General features: G+C 64.8%; 17 protein-coding genes and 1 other RNA gene. 10 read left to right on the top strand and 8 right to left on the bottom strand.

The genetic code is table 11. From position 1 onward, the window contains the following. The first annotated feature begins 226 nt into the window (after window positions 1-226). The 5 genes from dinG to WDB71_RS05140 are packed head-to-tail and all read left to right on the top strand — an operon-like array spanning window position 227 to window position 5,016. Window positions 227-2,257: an ATP-dependent DNA helicase DinG gene (gene dinG / locus WDB71_RS05160; protein WP_341503568.1), complete on the top strand. Its 2,031-nt coding sequence runs from the start codon at window positions 227-229 to the stop codon at window positions 2,255-2,257. After that, window positions 2,254-3,024 carry a TSUP family transporter gene (locus WDB71_RS05155; RefSeq protein ID WP_341503567.1) on the top strand — a complete coding sequence of 257 codons (771 nt, stop codon included), beginning with the start codon at window positions 2,254-2,256 and terminating at the stop codon, window positions 3,022-3,024. The genes dinG and WDB71_RS05155 overlap by 4 nt, the downstream gene beginning before the upstream one ends. Beyond that, window positions 3,021-3,593 (top strand): primosomal replication protein PriC, encoded by a 573-nt coding sequence (priC, locus tag WDB71_RS05150; protein WP_341503566.1) that lies wholly within the window; start codon window positions 3,021-3,023, stop codon window positions 3,591-3,593. Before WDB71_RS05155 ends, priC begins: the two co-directional genes overlap by 4 nt. Then, complete coding sequence (locus WDB71_RS05145) at window positions 3,593-4,120, top strand: DUF2057 family protein (protein ID WP_341503565.1); 528 nt, start codon at window positions 3,593-3,595, stop codon at window positions 4,118-4,120. The genes priC and WDB71_RS05145 overlap by 1 nt, the downstream gene beginning before the upstream one ends. Continuing rightward, window positions 4,120-5,016 (top strand): histone deacetylase, encoded by an 897-nt coding sequence (locus WDB71_RS05140; RefSeq protein ID WP_341503564.1) that lies wholly within the window; start codon window positions 4,120-4,122, stop codon window positions 5,014-5,016. The genes WDB71_RS05145 and WDB71_RS05140 overlap by 1 nt, the downstream gene beginning before the upstream one ends. Before the next feature lie 119 nt (window positions 5,017-5,135). Here the strand turns inward: WDB71_RS05140 and WDB71_RS05135 are convergent, their stop codons facing one another. Then, complete coding sequence (locus tag WDB71_RS05135; protein ID WP_341503563.1) at window positions 5,136-6,233, bottom strand: tryptophan 2,3-dioxygenase family protein; 1,098 nt, start codon at window positions 6,231-6,233, stop codon at window positions 5,136-5,138. Between the two features lie 80 nt (window positions 6,234-6,313). Then, window positions 6,314-6,410: signal recognition particle sRNA small type (gene ffs / locus WDB71_RS05130), an RNA gene on the bottom strand. 144 nt (window positions 6,411-6,554) lie between these two features. Between ffs and WDB71_RS05125 the strand changes: the two genes are divergently transcribed. Next, a complete protein-coding gene (locus WDB71_RS05125; protein ID WP_341503562.1) occupies window positions 6,555-6,980 on the top strand; it encodes a lytic transglycosylase domain-containing protein in 426 nt (141 codons plus the stop codon). Between the two features lie 8 nt (window positions 6,981-6,988). On the opposite strand, the gene WDB71_RS05120 is transcribed toward WDB71_RS05125, so the two are convergent. The 3 genes from WDB71_RS05120 to nirK are packed head-to-tail and all read right to left on the bottom strand — an operon-like array spanning window position 6,989 to window position 9,721. Beyond that, window positions 6,989-7,540: an SCO family protein gene (locus tag WDB71_RS05120; protein WP_341503561.1), complete on the bottom strand. Its 552-nt coding sequence runs from the start codon at window positions 7,538-7,540 to the stop codon at window positions 6,989-6,991. After that, the gene (locus WDB71_RS05115; protein WP_341503559.1) at window positions 7,527-8,297 is read right to left on the bottom strand and encodes a formylglycine-generating enzyme family protein; all 771 of its coding nucleotides are present in this window, start codon (window positions 8,295-8,297) and stop codon (window positions 7,527-7,529) included. Before WDB71_RS05115 ends, WDB71_RS05120 begins: the two co-directional genes overlap by 14 nt. After that, window positions 8,297-9,721, bottom strand: a complete 1,425-nt coding sequence (gene nirK / locus WDB71_RS05110; protein ID WP_341503558.1) for a copper-containing nitrite reductase — start codon at window positions 9,719-9,721, stop codon at window positions 8,297-8,299. Before nirK ends, WDB71_RS05115 begins: the two co-directional genes overlap by 1 nt. 225 nt (window positions 9,722-9,946) lie before the next feature. Between nirK and WDB71_RS05105 the strand changes: the two genes are divergently transcribed. Next, entirely contained in the window at window positions 9,947-12,205 is a 2,259-nt protein-coding gene (locus tag WDB71_RS05105; RefSeq protein WP_341503557.1) for a nitric-oxide reductase large subunit, read from the top strand. A gap of 54 nt (window positions 12,206-12,259) precedes the next feature. On the opposite strand, the gene WDB71_RS05100 is transcribed toward WDB71_RS05105, so the two are convergent. Genes WDB71_RS05100 through WDB71_RS05090 form a run of 3 tightly spaced genes read right to left on the bottom strand, consistent with a single transcriptional unit; the run spans window position 12,260 to window position 14,353 of the window. Further along, a complete protein-coding gene (locus tag WDB71_RS05100; RefSeq protein ID WP_341503556.1) occupies window positions 12,260-13,036 on the bottom strand; it encodes a DNA-binding domain-containing protein in 777 nt (258 codons plus the stop codon). After that, the gene (locus WDB71_RS05095; protein WP_341503555.1) at window positions 13,036-13,860 is read right to left on the bottom strand and encodes a DUF692 domain-containing protein; all 825 of its coding nucleotides are present in this window, start codon (window positions 13,858-13,860) and stop codon (window positions 13,036-13,038) included. Before WDB71_RS05095 ends, WDB71_RS05100 begins: the two co-directional genes overlap by 1 nt. A gap of 28 nt (window positions 13,861-13,888) precedes the next feature. Further along, window positions 13,889-14,353 (bottom strand): hypothetical protein, encoded by a 465-nt coding sequence (locus WDB71_RS05090; protein ID WP_341503554.1) that lies wholly within the window; start codon window positions 14,351-14,353, stop codon window positions 13,889-13,891. Between the two features lie 145 nt (window positions 14,354-14,498). Between WDB71_RS05090 and rluA the strand changes: the two genes are divergently transcribed. From rluA to WDB71_RS05075, 3 genes are all read left to right on the top strand, one after another. Further along, window positions 14,499-15,152 carry a bifunctional tRNA pseudouridine(32) synthase/23S rRNA pseudouridine(746) synthase RluA gene (gene rluA, locus WDB71_RS05085; protein ID WP_341503553.1) on the top strand — a complete coding sequence of 218 codons (654 nt, stop codon included), beginning with the start codon at window positions 14,499-14,501 and terminating at the stop codon, window positions 15,150-15,152. A 74-nt stretch (window positions 15,153-15,226) separates the two neighbouring features. After that, the gene (gene alkA / locus WDB71_RS05080; RefSeq protein WP_341503552.1) at window positions 15,227-16,639 is read left to right on the top strand and encodes a DNA-3-methyladenine glycosylase 2; all 1,413 of its coding nucleotides are present in this window, start codon (window positions 15,227-15,229) and stop codon (window positions 16,637-16,639) included. Window positions 16,640-16,650: 11 nt separating this feature from the next. Beyond that, window positions 16,651-17,130, top strand: coding sequence for a methylated-DNA--[protein]-cysteine S-methyltransferase (locus WDB71_RS05075; RefSeq protein ID WP_341503551.1), 480 nt, complete (start codon window positions 16,651-16,653; stop codon window positions 17,128-17,130). The last annotated feature ends 308 nt before the right edge of the window (window positions 17,131-17,438 follow it).

Below are 17,438 nucleotides of genomic sequence, written 5' to 3'. Positions count from 1 at the left end.
CCTTGTGTACAAGGCCGGTGGCCCGGTGAAATTTCACGGTTCATTGAGGGATTGGACAGAAGCCGTTTTTTTAAGCGGTTGGCACATCCGGATTGGCGATTAGAAATTGCCTTCCCTTGGCCCCAATAAAAGGCGCTCTTTTAAAAGCCGACCGCTCGCCCATACTGTTGCATCGTGTCGCCGAAGCTCTACACTGGGCGCACCCTAATTCCACCCCAGGTTTGCCGTGCTTTCCGACGCCCTCAAGAAGCAGATCCGCGCCGCCCACAAGCAGGTCTCCCAGGCCCTGCCCGGCTACAAACCCAGGCCGGGCCAGACGCAACTCATTGCCGAGATTGCAAAAACCCTGGCCGGCGAGTACCACAGACAAGAGCGGATCCTGGTCGCCGAAGCCGGCACCGGCGTCGGCAAGTCCCTGGCCTACCTGCTCTCCGCCCTGCCCCTTGCCAAGGGCCACGGCCGCAAGCTGGTGGTGGCCACGGCGACGGTGGCGCTGCAGGAACAGCTGGTGGAAAAGGATCTGCCGCTGCTGGCCAAGGAAAGCGGCATCGACTTCAGTTTCCGGCTGCTGAAAGGCCGGCAAAGATACTGCTGCCGGGAGAAGCTGGCGTTGCAGGCGGCCGGCCAGGGCGAGCTGTTTGCCGCCAGCCAGGCGGAGCTCAGCCTGTTCAAAAAGCTGAGATCGGCACTGGAGAAAAATAGCTGGAATGGTGATCGAGATCACTGGCCCCAGCCCATCGAAGATGCCACCTGGGCCAGGATCGCCTCCGACAAGCTGAGCTGTTCGGCCGCCTCCAGCCTCCACCAGCATTGCCCCTACCACCAGAGCCGCCGCGATCTGGAGCGCACCGATATCTGGGTGGTCAACCATCACCTGCTGCTGAGCGATCTGGCCCTGGGGGGCGGCAGCCTGCTGCCGGAGCCGGAAGACTGTCTCTATGTCATCGACGAGGCCCATCACCTGCCGGAAACGGCCAGGCGTTTCGCCGCCGTGGAGGCCCGGCTGCTGGCCAGCAGGGATTGGCTGACCAGGATCCCCGGCTGGCTGGACGAGGTCATGGGCCAGCTGAAGCGGGACAGCCTGGTAGGGCCGGCCATGAGCGCCCAGGATCTCTGCCAGGAACTGGCCGGCGCCCACCAGGACGTCTACCGCTGGCTGGGCAAGCAGCCCTGGCTCACCGAGGCAGGTTATCGTTTCCCGGAAGGGGAACTGCCGGACTGGCTGGCCGCCCTGGCCGAGGATCAGAGCGGCGCCGCCGGCCGCTTGGTGACGCAGTTGAACAAGGTGTTGGCGCCCCTGGCCGAACAAGCCACGGGCGATGCGGTGCTGACCCGGCTGCAAAGCCAACTGGCCGAGGGCCTGGACAGGGTCGAGGTGCTGCAAAAGCTCTGGCAGGGCCTCAACCACAAGGCCGAAGGCAGGCAGGCACCCTGGGCCAAGTGGGTGGCGGTGCACAAGGACGACCTGTCCCTGTGCGTCTCCCCCATCAGTGTCTCCGAACAGCTCCGTCACCAGCTGTGGAACCGCTGCGCCGGGGCCGTGCTGGTCTCGGCCACGCTGAGGACCCACCAGGGCTTCAAGCACTTCGCCATGGAGGCCGGCCTGACGCCCATCAAGGGCTGTCGCTACCTGGACGTGCCCGCCCCCTTCGACTATCCCAACCAGGCCACCCTGGTGGTGGCCGGCATCGACGCCGAGCCCCAGCAGGCCGAATTCACCGAACGCCTGGCGGCCTTGCTGCCTTCCTATATAAAGGAAGACGAAGGCACCCTGGTGCTCTTCGCCAGCTACTGGCAGATGCAGGCGGTGCTGGAAAAGTGTGGCCACAAGCTGCCCCACCCGCCCCTGGTCCAGGGCCGGGAGAACCGCCAGGCCATGCTGGAGGCCCACAGGCTGCGCCGGGAGCAGGGCCAGGGCTCCATACTGTTCGGCACCGGTTCCTTCTCCGAAGGCCTGGATCTCAAGGGCGAGCTGCTCACCAAGCTGCTGATCACCAAACTGCCCTTTGCGGTGCCCGATTCCCCCGTGGATCAGGCCCATGCCGAATTCATCGAGAAGCGCGGCGGCAACCCCTTCATGGAGATCGCCCTGCCCCAGACCGCCCGCCGCCTGGTCCAGGCCACCGGCCGGCTGCTGCGCAGCGAGAGCGATTATGGCACCATAGTGCTGTTCGACCGGCGGGTGATCAGCCGCCGCTACGGCCGCCAGCTGCTGGATGCCCTGCCCCCCTTCACACGAGAAGTTGAAACCCCATGACCGAACTGGTTATCGACGGCCAGCTCTGGCTCTGGCTGCCCCTGGTGGCGGCCCTGGCCGGCTTTATCGACGCCATCGCCGGTGGCGGCGGCCTGCTGACGGTGCCGGCCCTGCTCACCGCCGGCCTGCCGCCCCATATGGCCCTGGGCACCAACAAGCTGGCCGCCACCTTCGGCTCCGCCACCGCCGGCTGGACCTTCTACCGCCGCAAGCTGTTCGATCCCAGCCTCTGGGCCCTGGCCGCCCTGGGCACGGCCCTGGGCGCCATCTTCGGCACCCTGATGGTGGACTGGCTCAGGGCAGAGTGGCTGGAAAAGGCCCTGCCGGTGGCCATCTTCGCCACCGCCCTCTATACCCTGTTCATGCCCAGGGTCGAAGACGGCCACCACGCCCTGCCCAGGGGCAACCGCCTCAAGCTCAAGCAGGGCCTGCAGGGCGGCCTGCTCGGCACCTATGACGGCGCCTTCGGCCCCGGCACCGGCTCGTTCTGGACCGTCTCCACCCTGGCCCTGTATCGGTTGGATATCCTCCACGCCAGCGGCCTGGCCCGGGTGATGAACTTCATCTCCAATGGCGTCTCCCTGGTCACCTTCGCGGTGCTGGGCCATATCCACTGGGCCCTGGGCCTGGCCATGGGGGCGGCCCTGATGGTCGGCGCCTGGCTCGGCGCCCATTCCGCCATTCACTTTGGCGGCCGCTTCATCCGCCCGGTGTTCATTGCCGTGGTGATCGTCATGGCCGCCAAGCTGGCCTGGGAGGCCTGGTGAACCAACCGCTGATCGACAAACTCAGGGCCGCCTGCCGCCAGCTGGCCGAGGAGGCCGGAACCCTGGACAGGGCCAGGGAGCTCAGGGGCAAGCTGGCCGAGGTGGGCCGGCCGCTCTTTCCCCGGGGGCTCTTCCACGGCAACGGCCGGGCCTTCACACCCTATGCCATGGAGCTGGAACAGAACCTGGCGCAACTGGCCGAACAGCTGCACAGCCTCAGCCCGGAGGCCCTTACCCGGCGCCTGGCACGCATCGAGGACCAGTTCACCGCCCTCAAGCGGGCCATGGCCCAGCACCAGCTGGCCGATGCCACCAGCCCCAAGCGCTGGCACAAGGCGGCCAGGGCCCTGGTGGGCCGCTACCAGCCCCTCTACGGCCAGCTGGCCCAGTACTGGGAGTTCGAGCAGCGCCTGCTGGGCCGGATCCGCCAGCTAAAAGATGACAGTGTCATGACAGTGAAACAGCAGGGTGAAATACTCAAGCTGTACCAGCGCCTGGGCCGATGTCGCCAGGCCATCACCGAACTGGAAGAACGCCTGGCGGCACTGGAAAGTGCCTGGAGAGGATGATGAAAACACTGCTTACCACCCTGGCCCTGCTGCCGTCCCTGGCCCTGGCCGCCAATATCAAGCTGGCCGACGAGGTCTATGTCCACCAGGTGGACGACCAGGAAGTAGCCAATTACCTGTGGAAGAAGACCGAGCAGCTGCAGCTGGCCCCGGGCCAACACCGCCTCAAGGCCAGTTTCAAGACCCTGGTGGAGGAAGGCTTCGAGGACCACGAGACGGTGCGTTCCAACGAGATCTGGGTCGAGCTGAGCATCCCCGCCGAGGGTGAGTACCTGCTGACCACGCCCGGGCTGGCGGACGCCGAGGCCATCAAGGCCTTTGCCAAGGCGCCTCGCTTCGTACTCGAGCGCCAGGGCAAGGCCCTGGCCACGGCCAAACCCAGCCAGGCGCCCGCTCCCAGGACCGAGCCGGTCCAGCAGCTCGGCAACCCCTCACCCCAGGCGGAACAGATGCTGAAATACTGGTGGCAGCAGGCTGATGAAAAGAGCAGGGCCAACTTCAAGGCCTGGCTGAAGCAGCAAGGCTGATGCTGCCCCTGATCTACCACCCCAGCTACAGCTTCACGCTGCCGGCCAAGCATCGCTTTCCCATCGGCAAGTACCAGCGCCTCAGGGAATGCCTGGAGGCCGAGCTGGCCGGCCGGCCCCACCGCTATGTCCGGCCCGAGCCGGACGAAACACTGCCGCTGCGCTGGCACTGCCGGGACTACGGCCGGCAGTTCCTGGCCCGGGCGCTTTCTGCCGGCATGGAAAGGCGCATCGGCTTTCCCCAGAGCCCGGCCCTGGTCGAGCGCACCCTGGCCTCGGTGGCCGGCACCCTGGAAACGGCCCGCCAGGCCCTCAGCCATGGCCTGGCCCTGCACCTTTCCGGCGGCTACCACCATGCCCACTTCGCCCAAGGCGGCGGCTTCTGCATATTCAACGATCTGGCCATCGCCGGCCAGGAGCTGGTGGCCAGCGGCGAGGCGCGGCGGGTGCTGATCTTCGACTGCGACGTGCACCAGGGCGACGGCACCGCCACCATGGTCGGCGACCATCCTGACGTGATCAGCGTCTCCATCCACGCGATGCGTAACTACCCGGCCCGAAAGCCCGACTCAGACTGGGATCTGGCCCTGGACTGCGGCACCGGTGACGACGCCTACCTGGCCGCCGTCGAGCAGGCCCTGAGCCAGAGCCTGCGCCTCTACCAGCCGGATCTGGTGCTGTATGACGCCGGCGTCGACATCCATGTGGACGACGAGCTGGGCCATTTCCAGGTATCGACCCGGGGCGTGCTGGCCCGGGATCGCCTGGTGCTGGGGCTGTGCCGGCAGGCCGAGGTGCCGGTGGCCGGGGTCATAGGCGGCGGCTACCAGCGCGATCTGCAGAAGGTGGTGGATCTGCACCTGCTGCTGTTCCGGGCCGCCATGGAGCTGGTGTGAAAAAGGGGCCATAAGGCCCCTTTTCAATGGTCACTTGTCGCTACTTGATGCCCTGGAAATGGCAACCCAGCTCCCGCTCGCCTCCTTTGATCCAGGCAGCTGCCGACCGACATGGCTTCTTATTTCAAGCCCTGGAAATGGAAACCCAGCTCCCGCTTGACCTCGTTCGGCAGCGCCGGCAGGGCGTGCTTGGGCAGCAGGTAGGTGGATACGGCGTAGAGATCCTTGAAGAAGCGGTTGGTCTCGGTGGTGCGCTTGAGGTAATCGTGGCCGCTGGAGCCGCCCGTGCCTATCTTGGAGCCCAGCATGCGCTGCACCATCAGGGCGTGGCGGTAGCGCCAGGCGGTGAACTGCTCGTCTATCTCCATCAGGCAGGTCAGCAGCTGGAACGGCAGGTGGAACAGCGGCTCGTCCCGGTACAGGTTGATGAACAGCGCCGACAGCAGCGCCCTGTGGCTGAGCTCCATCTGGCCGCTGTCCAGCAGCTGCTGGTGGTTGCCTTCATCGAACAGGGCCGCGAAACGGGCCCGGGTGCCGCCCAGCTCCTCGAGCTGCTGCTTGAGTTCCTCGTCGTCCAGGTGCGGGTTGCCGCGGATGATGGCCTCGTCGGAGTCCAGCATCTCGTCGGCGGCCTGGCGGTAGTGGTCCCAGAAGGCGAAGTCGCCGAACTCCAGGAACGGCAGCCGTGCCAGCCAGCGATCCAGCATCTCGGCGAAGCTCTCCTGCTGCTCCAGATCCTCCAGGTAGGCCCTGTCCTGATCATTGAGCCTGTTATAGAAGGACTTCTGGTCGAAGGCGATGCGCTTGCCGCGCTTGATGCCCAGGCGGATCTCCAGCTCCTTGAACTGGATGGACTGGAAGCCGGAGGCCGGCACCAGGTAGTCGCGAAACTCCAGGAAGTCCTGGGGCGACATGGTTTCCAGCACGGCGATCTGCTGGTTGATAAGCTGCTGGATGTTGACGAAGCGCTTCAGCCGGTGCACGGCCGTGGCCAGCTTGTCTTCGGGCACCTGATCGCTGCCGAACAGCGCCATCACCGAGCGCAGCTCGTGGAGCATCTGCTTGAACCACAGCTCATAGGCCTGGTGGACGACGATGAACAGCATCTCGTCGTGGGCTTCGTTGCCGTACTTGGCGCTTTCCGGGTGCTGGGCGTCGAGGAGCTTGTCGAGTTGCAGGTAGTCGCCGTAGTAACAGGGCGTGGTGTTCTTACGCATGGACTGCTTTTCCTGTTCGTTAAGAGGCTGTAACAGGAGAAGGCTAATGGACAGAGGAAGGAACTACAAGGAGATGGCTCCCTCCCCAGCCACACCCCGGCACACGAGTCCTTTGCTGCGGCTGCTTCCTTCCGGACCTGACCGGGTTCACAAAGTATCGTTGCGGGGGGACCAGGGAGGTCGCCGAGGCACATTATCCATAATGCCCCCCCGGGCAGCAAGGAAAGTCGGCGCGTTTGCCTATAAAGCAGGCAGCCGGCCCTTTTGCGGCCCGGCACCGGCCGGCTACACTTTAGCTAAAGTCCTGATGCCAATAACGAAATGACCGAGCTGCCACCACCCCAAGTCGTTCCCCAGCAGGAACTCAACGTCTGTGTCGCCAAGGCGGCGCTGGATTTCCAGCTGGCCAGCTCATTGCTCAAGGCCATCATCAAGGCGGAGGGGGGCAAGAAGGGACTGGTGCGCAAGAACAGCAACGGCACCTTCGATCTGGGGGTGGCGCAGATCAACAGCATCCACCTGCCAAGCATGCAGCAGCATTACCCCAAGTTGACCTGGCAGAGCCTGGCCTGGGACACCTGCACCAATGTCCATGTAGCGGCCCGGCTGCTCAAGGGCCACCTGATCGCCACCAATGGCGATATCTGGGAGGCGGTGGGCCGTTACCACTCCCACACCCCCCGCCATAAGGAAAACTACCAGCAGCGGGTGGTCAGCTACTGGTTGAAGATGCAGGGCGACAACTGAGCGCCCCCTTATTCGCCCTTGAGGACCCGCTCGGCCATGGCCTTGGCCCCTTGTGGCAGGCCCACTTCCTGGAACAGCAGCCGGCCCTGCTCATCCAGCACCGACACGGCGTTGGAATGGGCGACCTCACCGTCCATGGTGGCCTTGTATTGGATATTCAGGGCCAGGGCCAGGGCCCGCACGTCGCTCTCGGTGCCGGTCAGCAGGGTCCAGTCCTCGCCCAGGCCGCGCTTGTTGGCGAAATCCTTGAGCACCTTGGGGGTGTCGCTGTCCGGGGTCAGGGACACCAGCACAAAGCCCACCTTGTCGCGCTCGCCCTCGGGCAGCGCCTTCTGCACCGACTGCATGTTGGCCACGATCATCGGGCAGGTGTGCAGACAGTGGGTGTAGATCATGCCCACCACCTGCTTTTTGCCTTGCAGGGCCGGCAACATGAAGTGGCCGGCATCCTGGTTCTGCCAATGGCTGTCCAGCTGGTAGAGGGAGTCGTCCGGCAGCTTGGCCTGGGCCAATCCGCTGGCCAGCATGGCGGCCAGGGCCAGTGTCTTAAGGGTTTTCATCCGTAATATCTCCATCCCGGGCACAACGGAAGCCCAGGTTTTCCTGAGTGAAGCGCGCCTTGAGGCTGGCGCGATAACCGAATCGCATGAAGGCGGCGTAGTCGCTGGGGTCGGCCGCCCCGGCGGCACCGCTGCCGCAGAACAGGTTGGTGTTGAGGCTGCTGTCGGCCCGGGATTCGCCGCTGACCAGGGCCGAGTTGAAGTCCTCGGTCCATTCCCAGATCAGCCCATGCATGTCGTGCAGGCCCCAGAAGTTGGGGGCGCTCTGGGCCACGGCCGGCAACACCTTGGCATTGGGCCTGGCATACCAGCTGAGGATGCGCTGGTTATAGCCAGGCTCGCTGCTGCCGTCGGCACGGCTTTGTGATGCCCGGGCCGCGAATTCCCATTCCGCCACCCTGGGCAGGCGCTTGCCCTGGGCCCGACAATAGGCCTGGGCGGCGAACCAGGATACCCGGGTCACCGGGCTGTCCAGCTCCACGGTCCTGGGCCGGCCGCCGCTCCAGTGGCTGAGGTAGCCGTTCTCGGCAAAGAGGCCGGGGATCCGCGCCGGCGCCCACTTGGGGTTGGCGGACACAAAGGCCAGGAAGTCCCTGTTGGTGACCGGAGTTCTGTCCAGCTGGAAGGGCGCCACCTGGACAAGGGGACTGTCCTTGCTGAGATACAGCGGCCGATAGAGGCCGGCGGGCAGGGACACCATGTCCCCGCCCTGGTTGGTGATGGCGGCGCTGGCCGCCAATACCAGTGCCGTCAGCATCAGTGCACGCTGCCGTCGAACTTGACCGGCTTGCCGTTCTTACGGCGCTCGGCCACCTGGGCCGGGGTCACCTTGCCGCCCTTGTTGTCCCAGCTGTTGAGCAGGAAGGTCAGCACGTTGGCGGCGTCCTCGTCGGACAGGCGCATGGCCGGCATGACGCTGTCGAAGGCGTTGCCGTTGACCTTGATGGGGCCGGACAGGCCGTGCAGCACCACGTCGATGGCACGCTGGTGGTCTGCGTTCAGGAAGTCAGAGCCGGCCACGGGCGGGAAGGCAGCCGGGATGCCCTGGCCATTACCCTGGTGGCAGGCCTGGCAGTTGGCCTCGTAGACGCGCTGGCCGAAGCGGATCTGCTCCTCCTTGCTCTTGGCGGTGACCGGCTTGGGCGCTTCGCCGTCCACATCCTGGATGGCGGAGCCTTCCGGCAGGTAGACGGTATCGGCCTGTTTGCCGGAATAGACGACCTTGTCCTCCTTGCCGTCCACCTTGATCATGCCCAGGGCGCCCTTGTTGAAGGCGCGGAAGATGGAGTGGTCGACCATGATGAAGTTGCCGGGCACGTCCAGCTTGAACTCGGTGATGGCGCTGCCGCCGGCCGGCACCAGGGTGGTCTGGACGTTGCGGTTGATTGTATCGCCGCCTTCCACATAGACCTTGTCGAAGATCTCGCCGATGACATGGAAGGAGGAGACCAGGTTGGGGCCGCCGTTACCCACGTAGAGGCGAACGCTGTCGCCAACCTTGGCGGTCAGGGCGTTGTCGCCGGTCATGGCGCCCACAGAGCCGTTGAAGACCACGTAGTCAGCATCCTCGTTGATGGCCTTTTCCATGTCGAAGGGCTGCAGGCCGGCTTCGCCGTATTCACCCTTGGTATAGAAGTCGCCCTGCATCACGTAGTACTCGCGGTCGACCTTGGGCAGGCCTTCCTCGGGCTCGACCAGGATCAGGCCGTACATGCCGTTGGCGATGTGCATGCCCACAGGCGCGGTGGCGCAGTGGTAGACATAGAGGCCGGGGTTGAGGGCCTTGAAGCTGAAGGTGGAGGTGTGACCCGGGGCGGTGAAGGAGGAGGCGGCGCCGCCACCCGGACCTGTGACCGCATGCAGGTCGATGTTATGGGGCATCTTGGAGCTGGGGTGGTTGGAGAGGTGGAATTCGATCTCGTCCCCTTCCCTGACCCGGATAAAGCTGCCCGGCACGGAGCCGCCGAAGGTCCAGTACATGTACTCGACCCCGTCGGTCATCTTCATGACCTTCTCCACCGTTTCCATCCGCACTACCACCTTGGCGGCATGGTCACGGCTGATCGGCGGTGGCACCATGGGCGGCGCTGTCAGTATGGCTTCTTCAACCGGCAGGCTCTTGGCCAGGGCACCAAAGCTCAGGCTCATGGCAACGGCAGCAACGACACTTCTAACTTTCATGGGACGCTCCCTTTCTTATGGATACTTGACGCCTCCAGTCTAGACAGCTCCCTCCTTATAACACTGACTTGGGTCAACTTTCGGGCGAGGATTACCCGGTATTTTATTGTGGAAATTTCAATTTCCTCAGCACCCTATGATCGAGATCAAAAGTAGCATTACGCATACCTGTATATTTGTGACATATTCGATACCACAATAACCAACCCGCTGTGGGAGCATGTCATGAGCAAGGAAAAAAGACTCTGGCTGGCACTATTTTTGGTGTTCAGCGTTTCCTTCACCGTGCTGGGGCTCTTGGGAGGACAGCTGTACCGTGCAGCACCGCCCATCCCCGCCAAGGTGATCACCCAATCCGGTGAGGTCCTCCTCACCAAGGCCGACATCGAGCGTGGCCAGGACGCCTGGCGCTCCATGGGCGGCCATCAACAAGGCTCCATCTGGGGCCACGGCTCCTATGTGGCGCCGGACTGGTCCGCCGACTGGCTGCACCGGGAAGCGCTGCTGATCCTGGATCAGCTGGCCGTGACCCAGGGCTTCGAGAACTACGAGCTGGCGCCCAATGCCACCCAGGCCATGCTCCGTGCCCAGCTGCAGGAGAAGGTCCGCACCAACACCTATGACGCCCGCCAGGACGCCATCATCGTCGATGAAGCCCGGGCCAGGGCCTTCGCCGAACTGGTCGACTACTACGACCGCCTGTTCAGCGACGATCCGGCCATGCAACCTGTTCGCGAGGATTACGCCATCAAGGAAAATCCCATCCCGAACCAGGAGCATCGCCAGGCCATGGCCGGCTTCTTCTTCTGGACTGCCTGGTCAACCGTGACCAACAGGCCCGGCGAAGATGTCAGCTACACCAACAACTGGCCCCACGAGCCGCTGGTGGGCAACACCCCCCAGGGCAACCTGCTGGGCTGGTCGCTGATCTCCGTGCTGTTCCTGATCGCCGGCATCGGCGTGCTGGCCTGGCACCATGCCCGCACCAAGGACGAGCATGAGCTCAAGGCCCCCGACCAGGATCCCCTGGACGCCATGGTCATCACCCCCTCCATGAAGGCCACCAAGAAGTACTTCTGGACGGTGATCGCCCTGTTCCTCGGCCAGATCCTGCTTGGCGGCATCACCGCCCACTACGCGGTGGAAGGTCAGGCCTTCTACGGCATCCAGCTGTCCGACATCCTGCCCTACTCAGTGGTGCGCACCTGGCACACCCAGTTGGCCGTGTTCTGGGTCGCCACCGCCTGGCTCGGTACCGGCCTCTACATAGCCCCGGCCCTGTCCGGCAAGGAACCCAAGTTCCAGGCACTGCTGGTCAACGTGCTCTATGTGGCACTGGTACTGGTGGTGGTCGGCTCCATGGCCGGCGAATGGCTGGGCGTACAGCAGGTGTTCACCCTGGGTGAAAACTTCTGGTTCGGCCACCAGGGCTACGAGTTCGTGGATCTGGGTCGCTTCTGGCAGATCCTGCTGTTCGCCGGCCTGCTGATCTGGCTGGCCCTGGTCACCCGCGCCCTGTCTCCGGCCCTGAAAGGCGAAAGCGAATACAAGCCGGTGATGTGGATCCTGTTCCTGTCCACCATCGCCATCGGCCTGATGTACGCCGCCGGCCTGATGATGGGTCGCCACACCCACATCGCCCTGGCCGAGTACTGGCGCTGGTGGGTGGTGCACCTCTGGGTTGAAGGCTTCTTCGAGGTCTTTGCCACCGCCGTCATCGCCTTGCTGTTCACCCGCATGGGCCTGATCCGCGCCGCTACCGCCAATGCCCAGGTCATCTTCGCCACCGCCATCTTCCTGACCGGCGGCATCCTCGGCACATTGCACCACCTCTACTTCACCGGTGCCCCCGTGTCCTTCATCGCCTGGGGCGCCGTGTTCAGTGCCCTGGAAGTGGTGCCCCTGGCCCTGATCGGCTTCGAGGCCTACGAGAGCTATCGTCTCGGCAAGGCCGCGCCCTGGGTCGAGAAGTACCGCTGGCCGATCATGTTCTTCATCGGCTGTGCCTTCTGGAACCTGGTTGGTGCCGGCCTGCTTGGCTTCCTCATCAACCCGCCCATCAGCCTCTACTATGTGCAGGGCCTGAACACCACGCCGCTGCACGGCCACGCCGCCATGTTCGGGGTGTACGGCCTGCTGGGTATCGGCCTGCTGCTGTTCTGCCTGCGCGGCATGAGCGAGAACCGCTTCTGGAACGACAACATCCTGAAGTGGACCTTCTGGAGCCTGAACATCGGCCTGGCCGCCATGTGCTTCATGTCCCTGGCCCCGGTTGGCTTCCTGCAGTTCTTCGAAGCCGTGGACGTCAGCTACTGGGCGGCCCGCAGCCCCGAGTTCCTGCACCAGGACATCATCCACACCCTGGTGTGGCTGAGGGTGCCGGGCGACGTGCTGTTCGCCTGGGGCGGCCTGCTGCTGGCGCTGTTCGCCTGGCGCCTGCAGGGCTTCGGCCAGAAGGCCCCGCTGCCGGCCAACGCCTACTGAGTTTCTACCCGAGAAGACCTTTAGCCCCCGCCAGGGGGCTTTTTTGTATGCCGGCTAGCGCCGCAGGACGGTGATGATGCCGTCCTCGAGCCAGCGCCCCAGGCTGCTTTGCAACAGTCTGGGGATCTGCTCGGCCGGCAGCGTCTCGGCCAGGCCCTCGCAGGCCTCGGCCAAGATCACCCCCTCGACCAACAACAGCCGCAGCAACAGGGCTTCGTCCTCATCCAGATGCCGAAACTCGGTCAGCCTGTCCCGGCTGCGCCAGATGAGCCAGCGGCCCGGTGCCAGCAGCGGCGGCGGTGGCATTTCGTCCGCCTTCAATGCCTGCCAGATGGGCACCGCGTTGCAGCGTGTTTCAAAGACCCTGACGCAGGGATGGAAATCCAGCCTGAGCCCTGGCCAGTGCTCCGGTGCCAGCTCGGCCAGGCAGCCCGGTGCCGCCCTGGCCCCATCGGCGCCGTCGAAGGCATCCAGCAGCAGGCGTTCAAAACGGGCCAGCTCGGCCAGTTGCGGATGCTCGGCAAAGGGCGCCTGTTCGACCAGGTAGGCCGGCAGCGCCTCGCCGAAATGACGCAGCGACTTGTGGCGGGAGGGGTGGTGGTCGATATAGCCCTCACAGAGCTCGCCGAAGGCCTCATCCCCCAGGTACAGCGCCAACATGGGGTGATCGGTCTCCAAAACGGCGGCCAGGCGCAGGCGATAGGCATTGCCGTAGATGGCAATCCTGTCTGCGGGGGCCAGGGGGCCCTGCTCGGCCACTTGGGCCAGCAGCGCATCCGGCTCCCCCTTCAGGGCGGCGAGGAAGGCGCCTTGCAGTTCGGCCAGTGCCATCAGGCCGCTCCCCGCACAGTGGCGGCCAGTTGCCTGGCCTTGTCCAGCTCCATCACCAGCTCGGCCAGGGGCGGAATATGCTCGTCCCGTTCCAGCAAGGTGCTGACCGGGCCGAAGCGGGCCATGGCGTGGCGGTACAGCTCCCAGACCGGATCCGGCACCGGCTGGTCGTGGGTGTCGATCAGATGGTCGCCCTGGTTGCTGTGGCCGGCCAGGTGGAACTGCTGCACCCGGCCCGGATCCATCGCCTGGAGGTATTCCAGGGCGTCGAAGCCATGATTGACGGCACTGACATGGATGTTGTTGACGTCGAGCAACAGCAGGCAGTCGGCCTCGGCGGCGACGGCGTTGACGAAATCCCACTCGCTCATCTCGGCGTCCTTGTAGCTCAGGTAGCTGGAGACATTTTCCAGCAGGATGCGCCGGCCCAGGAAATCCTGGATCTGCCGGACCCGTCCGGCCACATGGTGAACGGCCTCCCGGGTATAGGGCAGCGGCAGCAGATCATGGCTGTTGACGCCATGGACGGAAGTGAAACAGAGGTGATCGGAAAGCCAGGCCGGCTGGACGTGGTCGGCCAACGCCTTGAGGGCGTGCAGGTAATCCCAGTCCAGGGGCTCGACGGAGCCGATGGACAGCGACACCCCGTGCATGACGATGGGATAGCGTTCGGCGACGGCATCCAGGTAATACCGGGGCTTGCCGCCGGCCACCATGAAGTTTTCGGAGATGATCTCGAACCAGTCCACCTTGGGCTCCTGGTCGAGCACGTCCTGGTAATGATCGGATCTGAGCCCCAGGCCGAAGCCCAGGGGCTGTGACAAAAGGCCCGCTGCTGCGGGCCCGGCGTGCTTATTCGCCAACCTCGCCTCCAATGTCCTTGCAGGCCTTGGCCGACATCTTCACGAAACCGGTGCCCTTGCAGGAAGCATGGCCACCACAGGCGTTCTTGGCGGTCTTGCAGTCGTTGTGGCCCTTGCAGGCGTTGACGCCGTGGCATTTGACGAGATCGGCCTTGTCGACCTTGCCGCGCCAGTCGTCCTTCTTCTTGCCGCCAACATCCTTGCAGGCCTTGGCGGACATGGTGACGAAGCCGGTGCCCTTGCAGGACGCCTGGCCGGCACAGGCGTTGTCTGCGCCCTTGCAGTCGTTGTGGCCCTTGCAGGCGTTGACGCCATAGCAATGCACCTCGTGGGAGGCGCTCTTGCCGTGCTTGTCGCCGCCGGCCAGGGCCGGCGAGCTGAACAGCGCCGCAGCGGCCATGGCCAGGGCGGCGCCCTGCACACCTTTAACAATCTTATCCTTGTTCACTGACATGGGTCTGTCTCCGAAATGGAAGGGAATTGGCCCGAGACAACGGGGTCACATTCATGTCTAGTCAAGGCTTTGTCGAAGGGCAAGGTGGATGCGCGGGACGCGCCGTTGCGGTATCTTTAGCGCCCCGCTTGAGAGAAAGTGCGCCATGTTCCAATACCAACCGCCCCAAAGCCCCTGGCTGGACATCCTTCATGAAGACAAGGACATCCTCGTCGTCAACAAGCCAAGCGGCCTGCTGTCGGTGCCGGGCCGGGATCCGGCCCACAGGGACAGCGTCTGGGCCCGGGTCCTGGAGCGGCATCCCGGCTCCCATGTCGTCCATCGCCTCGACATGGATACGTCCGGCATCATGGTGCTGGCGCTGCGCAAGGACGCCGAGCGGGAGCTCAAGCGCCAGTTCCGGGAGCGGGAAACGGCGAAGCGGTACCTGGCCAGGGTCTGGGGTCACTTAGAGAAAAAGGAAGGCACGGTCGATCTGCCGCTGATCTGCGACTGGCCGAACCGGCCGAAGCAGATGGTCTGCCTTGAAAACGGCAAGCCGTCCCAGACCCATTACCACGTCCTGTCCGAAGACGCTCACTCATCCCTTGTCGAGCTCATTCCCATCACCGGCCGCTCTCACCAGCTCCGGGTCCACATGCTTGAGCTTGGCCACCCCATCCTTGGCGACCGCTTCTATGCCACGGGAGACGCCCTTGCCGCCTCGCCCCGGCTCCTGCTCCATGCCGCCGACCTCAGCATTCACCACCCCTACAGCGGCAAGCGGATGACCTTCTCGGCCCCCTGCGACTTCATCTGAAAATCCAGGTCCGAAAACGGCAAGCTTTCGCCGCCCCCACGGCCTATGATGGCTCCATGAACACAGGAGCCCCCATGTTGGAAACCAGCACCTGCTACCCCATCATCACCAGCAATGATGCCCGCTATGACGGCCGTCTCTTCGTCGGCGTCGTCACCACCGGCATCTATTGCCGGCCCGTCTGCACGGCCAAGACGCCTAAGCCCGAGAACTGCCGCTTCTTTTCCTCCGCCGCTGCCGCCGAAGACGCCGGCTTTCGGCCCTGCCTGCGCTGCCGGCCCGAGCTTGCCCCCGGCCTCGCCCCCATAGACGCCAAGGACAGGCTCGTCCGCGCCACCTTGCAGCGCCTCGAATCCGGCCATGACGGCAGCCTGGCAGCGCTTGCGAGCGAACTCGGCGTCTCCGACCGGCATTTGCGGCGGGTCTTCGAGCAGGAGCTTGGCACGACCCCGGTCCGCTATCTCCAGACCCAGCGGCTGCTGCTTGCGAAGCGACTGCTCACCGACACGGCGCTGCCCGTTGCCACCATTGCCATGACGGCCGGCTTCCAGAGCCTCAGCCGCTTCAACCACCTCTTCAAGGAACGCTACCGCCTGGCCCCGACCGAGCTGCGCAAGGGCAAATCGGCCGGTGACAGCCCCATCACCTTGACGCTGCCCTTCGTGCCGCCGCTCGACTGGCCGGCGCTGCTGGCCTTTTTGTCGCAGCGGCTGATCCGCGGCGTCGAGTCCATAACGGGCGGCCACTATCGCCGCACGCTGCAACTTGGCGAACACAGCGGCTGGCTGGAGGCAAGCAGCGCCGGGAATGCCATCACCCTCAGCATCAGCCAGTCGTTGGCGCCCGTGCTGCCCCAGCTCGTGGCCGGGGCCAGGCATTGCTTCGATCTCTGGTGCCGGCCGGACGAGGTGGCCTCGGCGCTTGGCAAGCTGGCGACCGGAGCCCCCGGCCTGCGCCTGCCCGGCACCTTTGACGGCTTCGAAATGGCCGTGCGCGCCATCCTCGGCCAGCAGGTCACCGTCAAGGCGGCCCATACCCTGGCCGGCCGCCTCGTCACGGCCTTGGGCGAGCCGTTGAAAACGCCTTTCGAGGAACTGGCCTACAGCTTCCCGTCACCGGAAAGGATGGCGCAGGCAAGCCAGGATCAGCTTGGCCGGCTCGGGATCCTGGCCAGCCGCTCAAGGGCCATCTTGGCGCTGGCCAGGGCCGTGGCCGACGGCGAGCTGGTATTGAAACCGGGCCAGGACGTGGACGCTCAGGTCGACAGGCTGCTGGCGTTACCGGGCATAGGCCCCTGGACGGCCGACTATATCGCCATGCGCGCCCTGGGCTGCCCTGATCGCTTCCTGACGGCCGATCACGGCGTCAAGAAGGCCCTGGGCGAAACGAACGGGAAACGGCTGCAGGCCTTGGCCGAGCCCTGGCGCCCGTGGCGCTCGTACGCCGTCATGCACCTGTGGCGCAGCCTGGCGCAGAAGCAGCCCTGAAGGAGACAGCCATGAACCATTGCCTGGAAATGAAGACCCCGCTGGGCCAGCTGCTGCTGGTGGCAAACGGGTCGGCCCTGACGGCCGCCTATTTCGACGGCCAGATGCACCACCCTGGCCGAAGCCCGGCCTGGCACGACGGCAGCAAGCATTGGGTGCTGCTGGAAGCCCGGCGCCAACTGACCGAGTACTTCGCCGGTCATCGCCGCGACTTCGAGCTGCCACTGGCCCCCAAGGGCACCGACTTTCAGCAGCAGGTCTGGGCCGGGCTCAGGGCCATTCCCTTCGGCCACACGTACAGCTACAAGGCGCTGGCCGAAGCACTGGGCCGCCCCAGCGCGGTGCGGGCCGTGGCCGCCGCCAACGGCCGCAACCCGCTATCGGTCATAGTGCCCTGCCACCGGGTGCTGGGTGCCAGCGGCAAGCTCACCGGCTATGCCGGCGGCCTGTGGCGCAAGGAGGCGTTGTTGGCATTGGAAGGGTGCAGTTAAGTGCGGCCATCAGCAACACCAGGCACCTGTATCCCCATGTTAGAAAACGGCCACATATAAGCGGGCCTTCGGGAGGGATCCACTCGCGCCATCCCTGGCGTTCGCCCTTTGGGCAGCCGTTGGCTGTGCAAAGCGGCTATCCTGCCGCTTTGTCGAACCCAAGGCTTCGAACCAAGTCTTCCCAAACCGGAAAAAAAGAAAAAGCCCCGCTCGATTGAGCGGGGCTTTTTCTTTTATATGGCGGTGAGGGGCGAGGCTCGAAACGCAAGCGCGGCTTGCGTGCAGCCGAGCGCGAGGCTCCTACGGCC

The organism is Gallaecimonas sp. GXIMD4217, assembly GCF_038087665.1.
Classification (GTDB): domain Bacteria; phylum Pseudomonadota; class Gammaproteobacteria; order Enterobacterales; family Gallaecimonadaceae; genus Gallaecimonas.
The sequence above is the reverse complement of the archived record's forward strand: the minus strand, read 5'-3'. Positions and strand labels throughout refer to the sequence as shown.

Bases quoted from the DNA above. Each gene is read 5' to 3' on its own strand.
- WDB71_RS05155 (WP_341503567.1), top strand. From the start codon at position 2,254: ATGACCGAACTGGTTATCGACGGCCAGCTCTGGCTCTGGCTGCCCCTG.
- WDB71_RS05145 (WP_341503565.1), top strand. From the start codon at position 3,593: ATGAAAACACTGCTTACCACCCTGGCCCTGCTGCCGTCCCTGGCCCTG.
- WDB71_RS05140 (WP_341503564.1), top strand. From the start codon at position 4,120: ATGCTGCCCCTGATCTACCACCCCAGCTACAGCTTCACGCTGCCGGCC.
- WDB71_RS05135 (WP_341503563.1), bottom strand. From the start codon at position 6,233: ATGCGTAAGAACACCACGCCCTGTTACTACGGCGACTACCTGCAACTC.
- WDB71_RS05125 (WP_341503562.1), top strand. From the start codon at position 6,555: ATGACCGAGCTGCCACCACCCCAAGTCGTTCCCCAGCAGGAACTCAAC.
- WDB71_RS05120 (WP_341503561.1), bottom strand. From the start codon at position 7,540: ATGAAAACCCTTAAGACACTGGCCCTGGCCGCCATGCTGGCCAGCGGA.
- WDB71_RS05115 (WP_341503559.1), bottom strand. From the start codon at position 8,297: ATGCTGACGGCACTGGTATTGGCGGCCAGCGCCGCCATCACCAACCAG.
- nirK (WP_341503558.1), bottom strand. From the start codon at position 9,721: ATGAAAGTTAGAAGTGTCGTTGCTGCCGTTGCCATGAGCCTGAGCTTT.
- WDB71_RS05105 (WP_341503557.1), top strand. From the start codon at position 9,947: ATGAGCAAGGAAAAAAGACTCTGGCTGGCACTATTTTTGGTGTTCAGC.
- WDB71_RS05100 (WP_341503556.1), bottom strand. From the start codon at position 13,036: ATGGCACTGGCCGAACTGCAAGGCGCCTTCCTCGCCGCCCTGAAGGGG.
- WDB71_RS05090 (WP_341503554.1), bottom strand. From the start codon at position 14,353: ATGTCAGTGAACAAGGATAAGATTGTTAAAGGTGTGCAGGGCGCCGCC.
- rluA (WP_341503553.1), top strand. From the start codon at position 14,499: ATGTTCCAATACCAACCGCCCCAAAGCCCCTGGCTGGACATCCTTCAT.
- alkA (WP_341503552.1), top strand. From the start codon at position 15,227: ATGTTGGAAACCAGCACCTGCTACCCCATCATCACCAGCAATGATGCC.
- WDB71_RS05075 (WP_341503551.1), top strand. From the start codon at position 16,651: ATGAACCATTGCCTGGAAATGAAGACCCCGCTGGGCCAGCTGCTGCTG.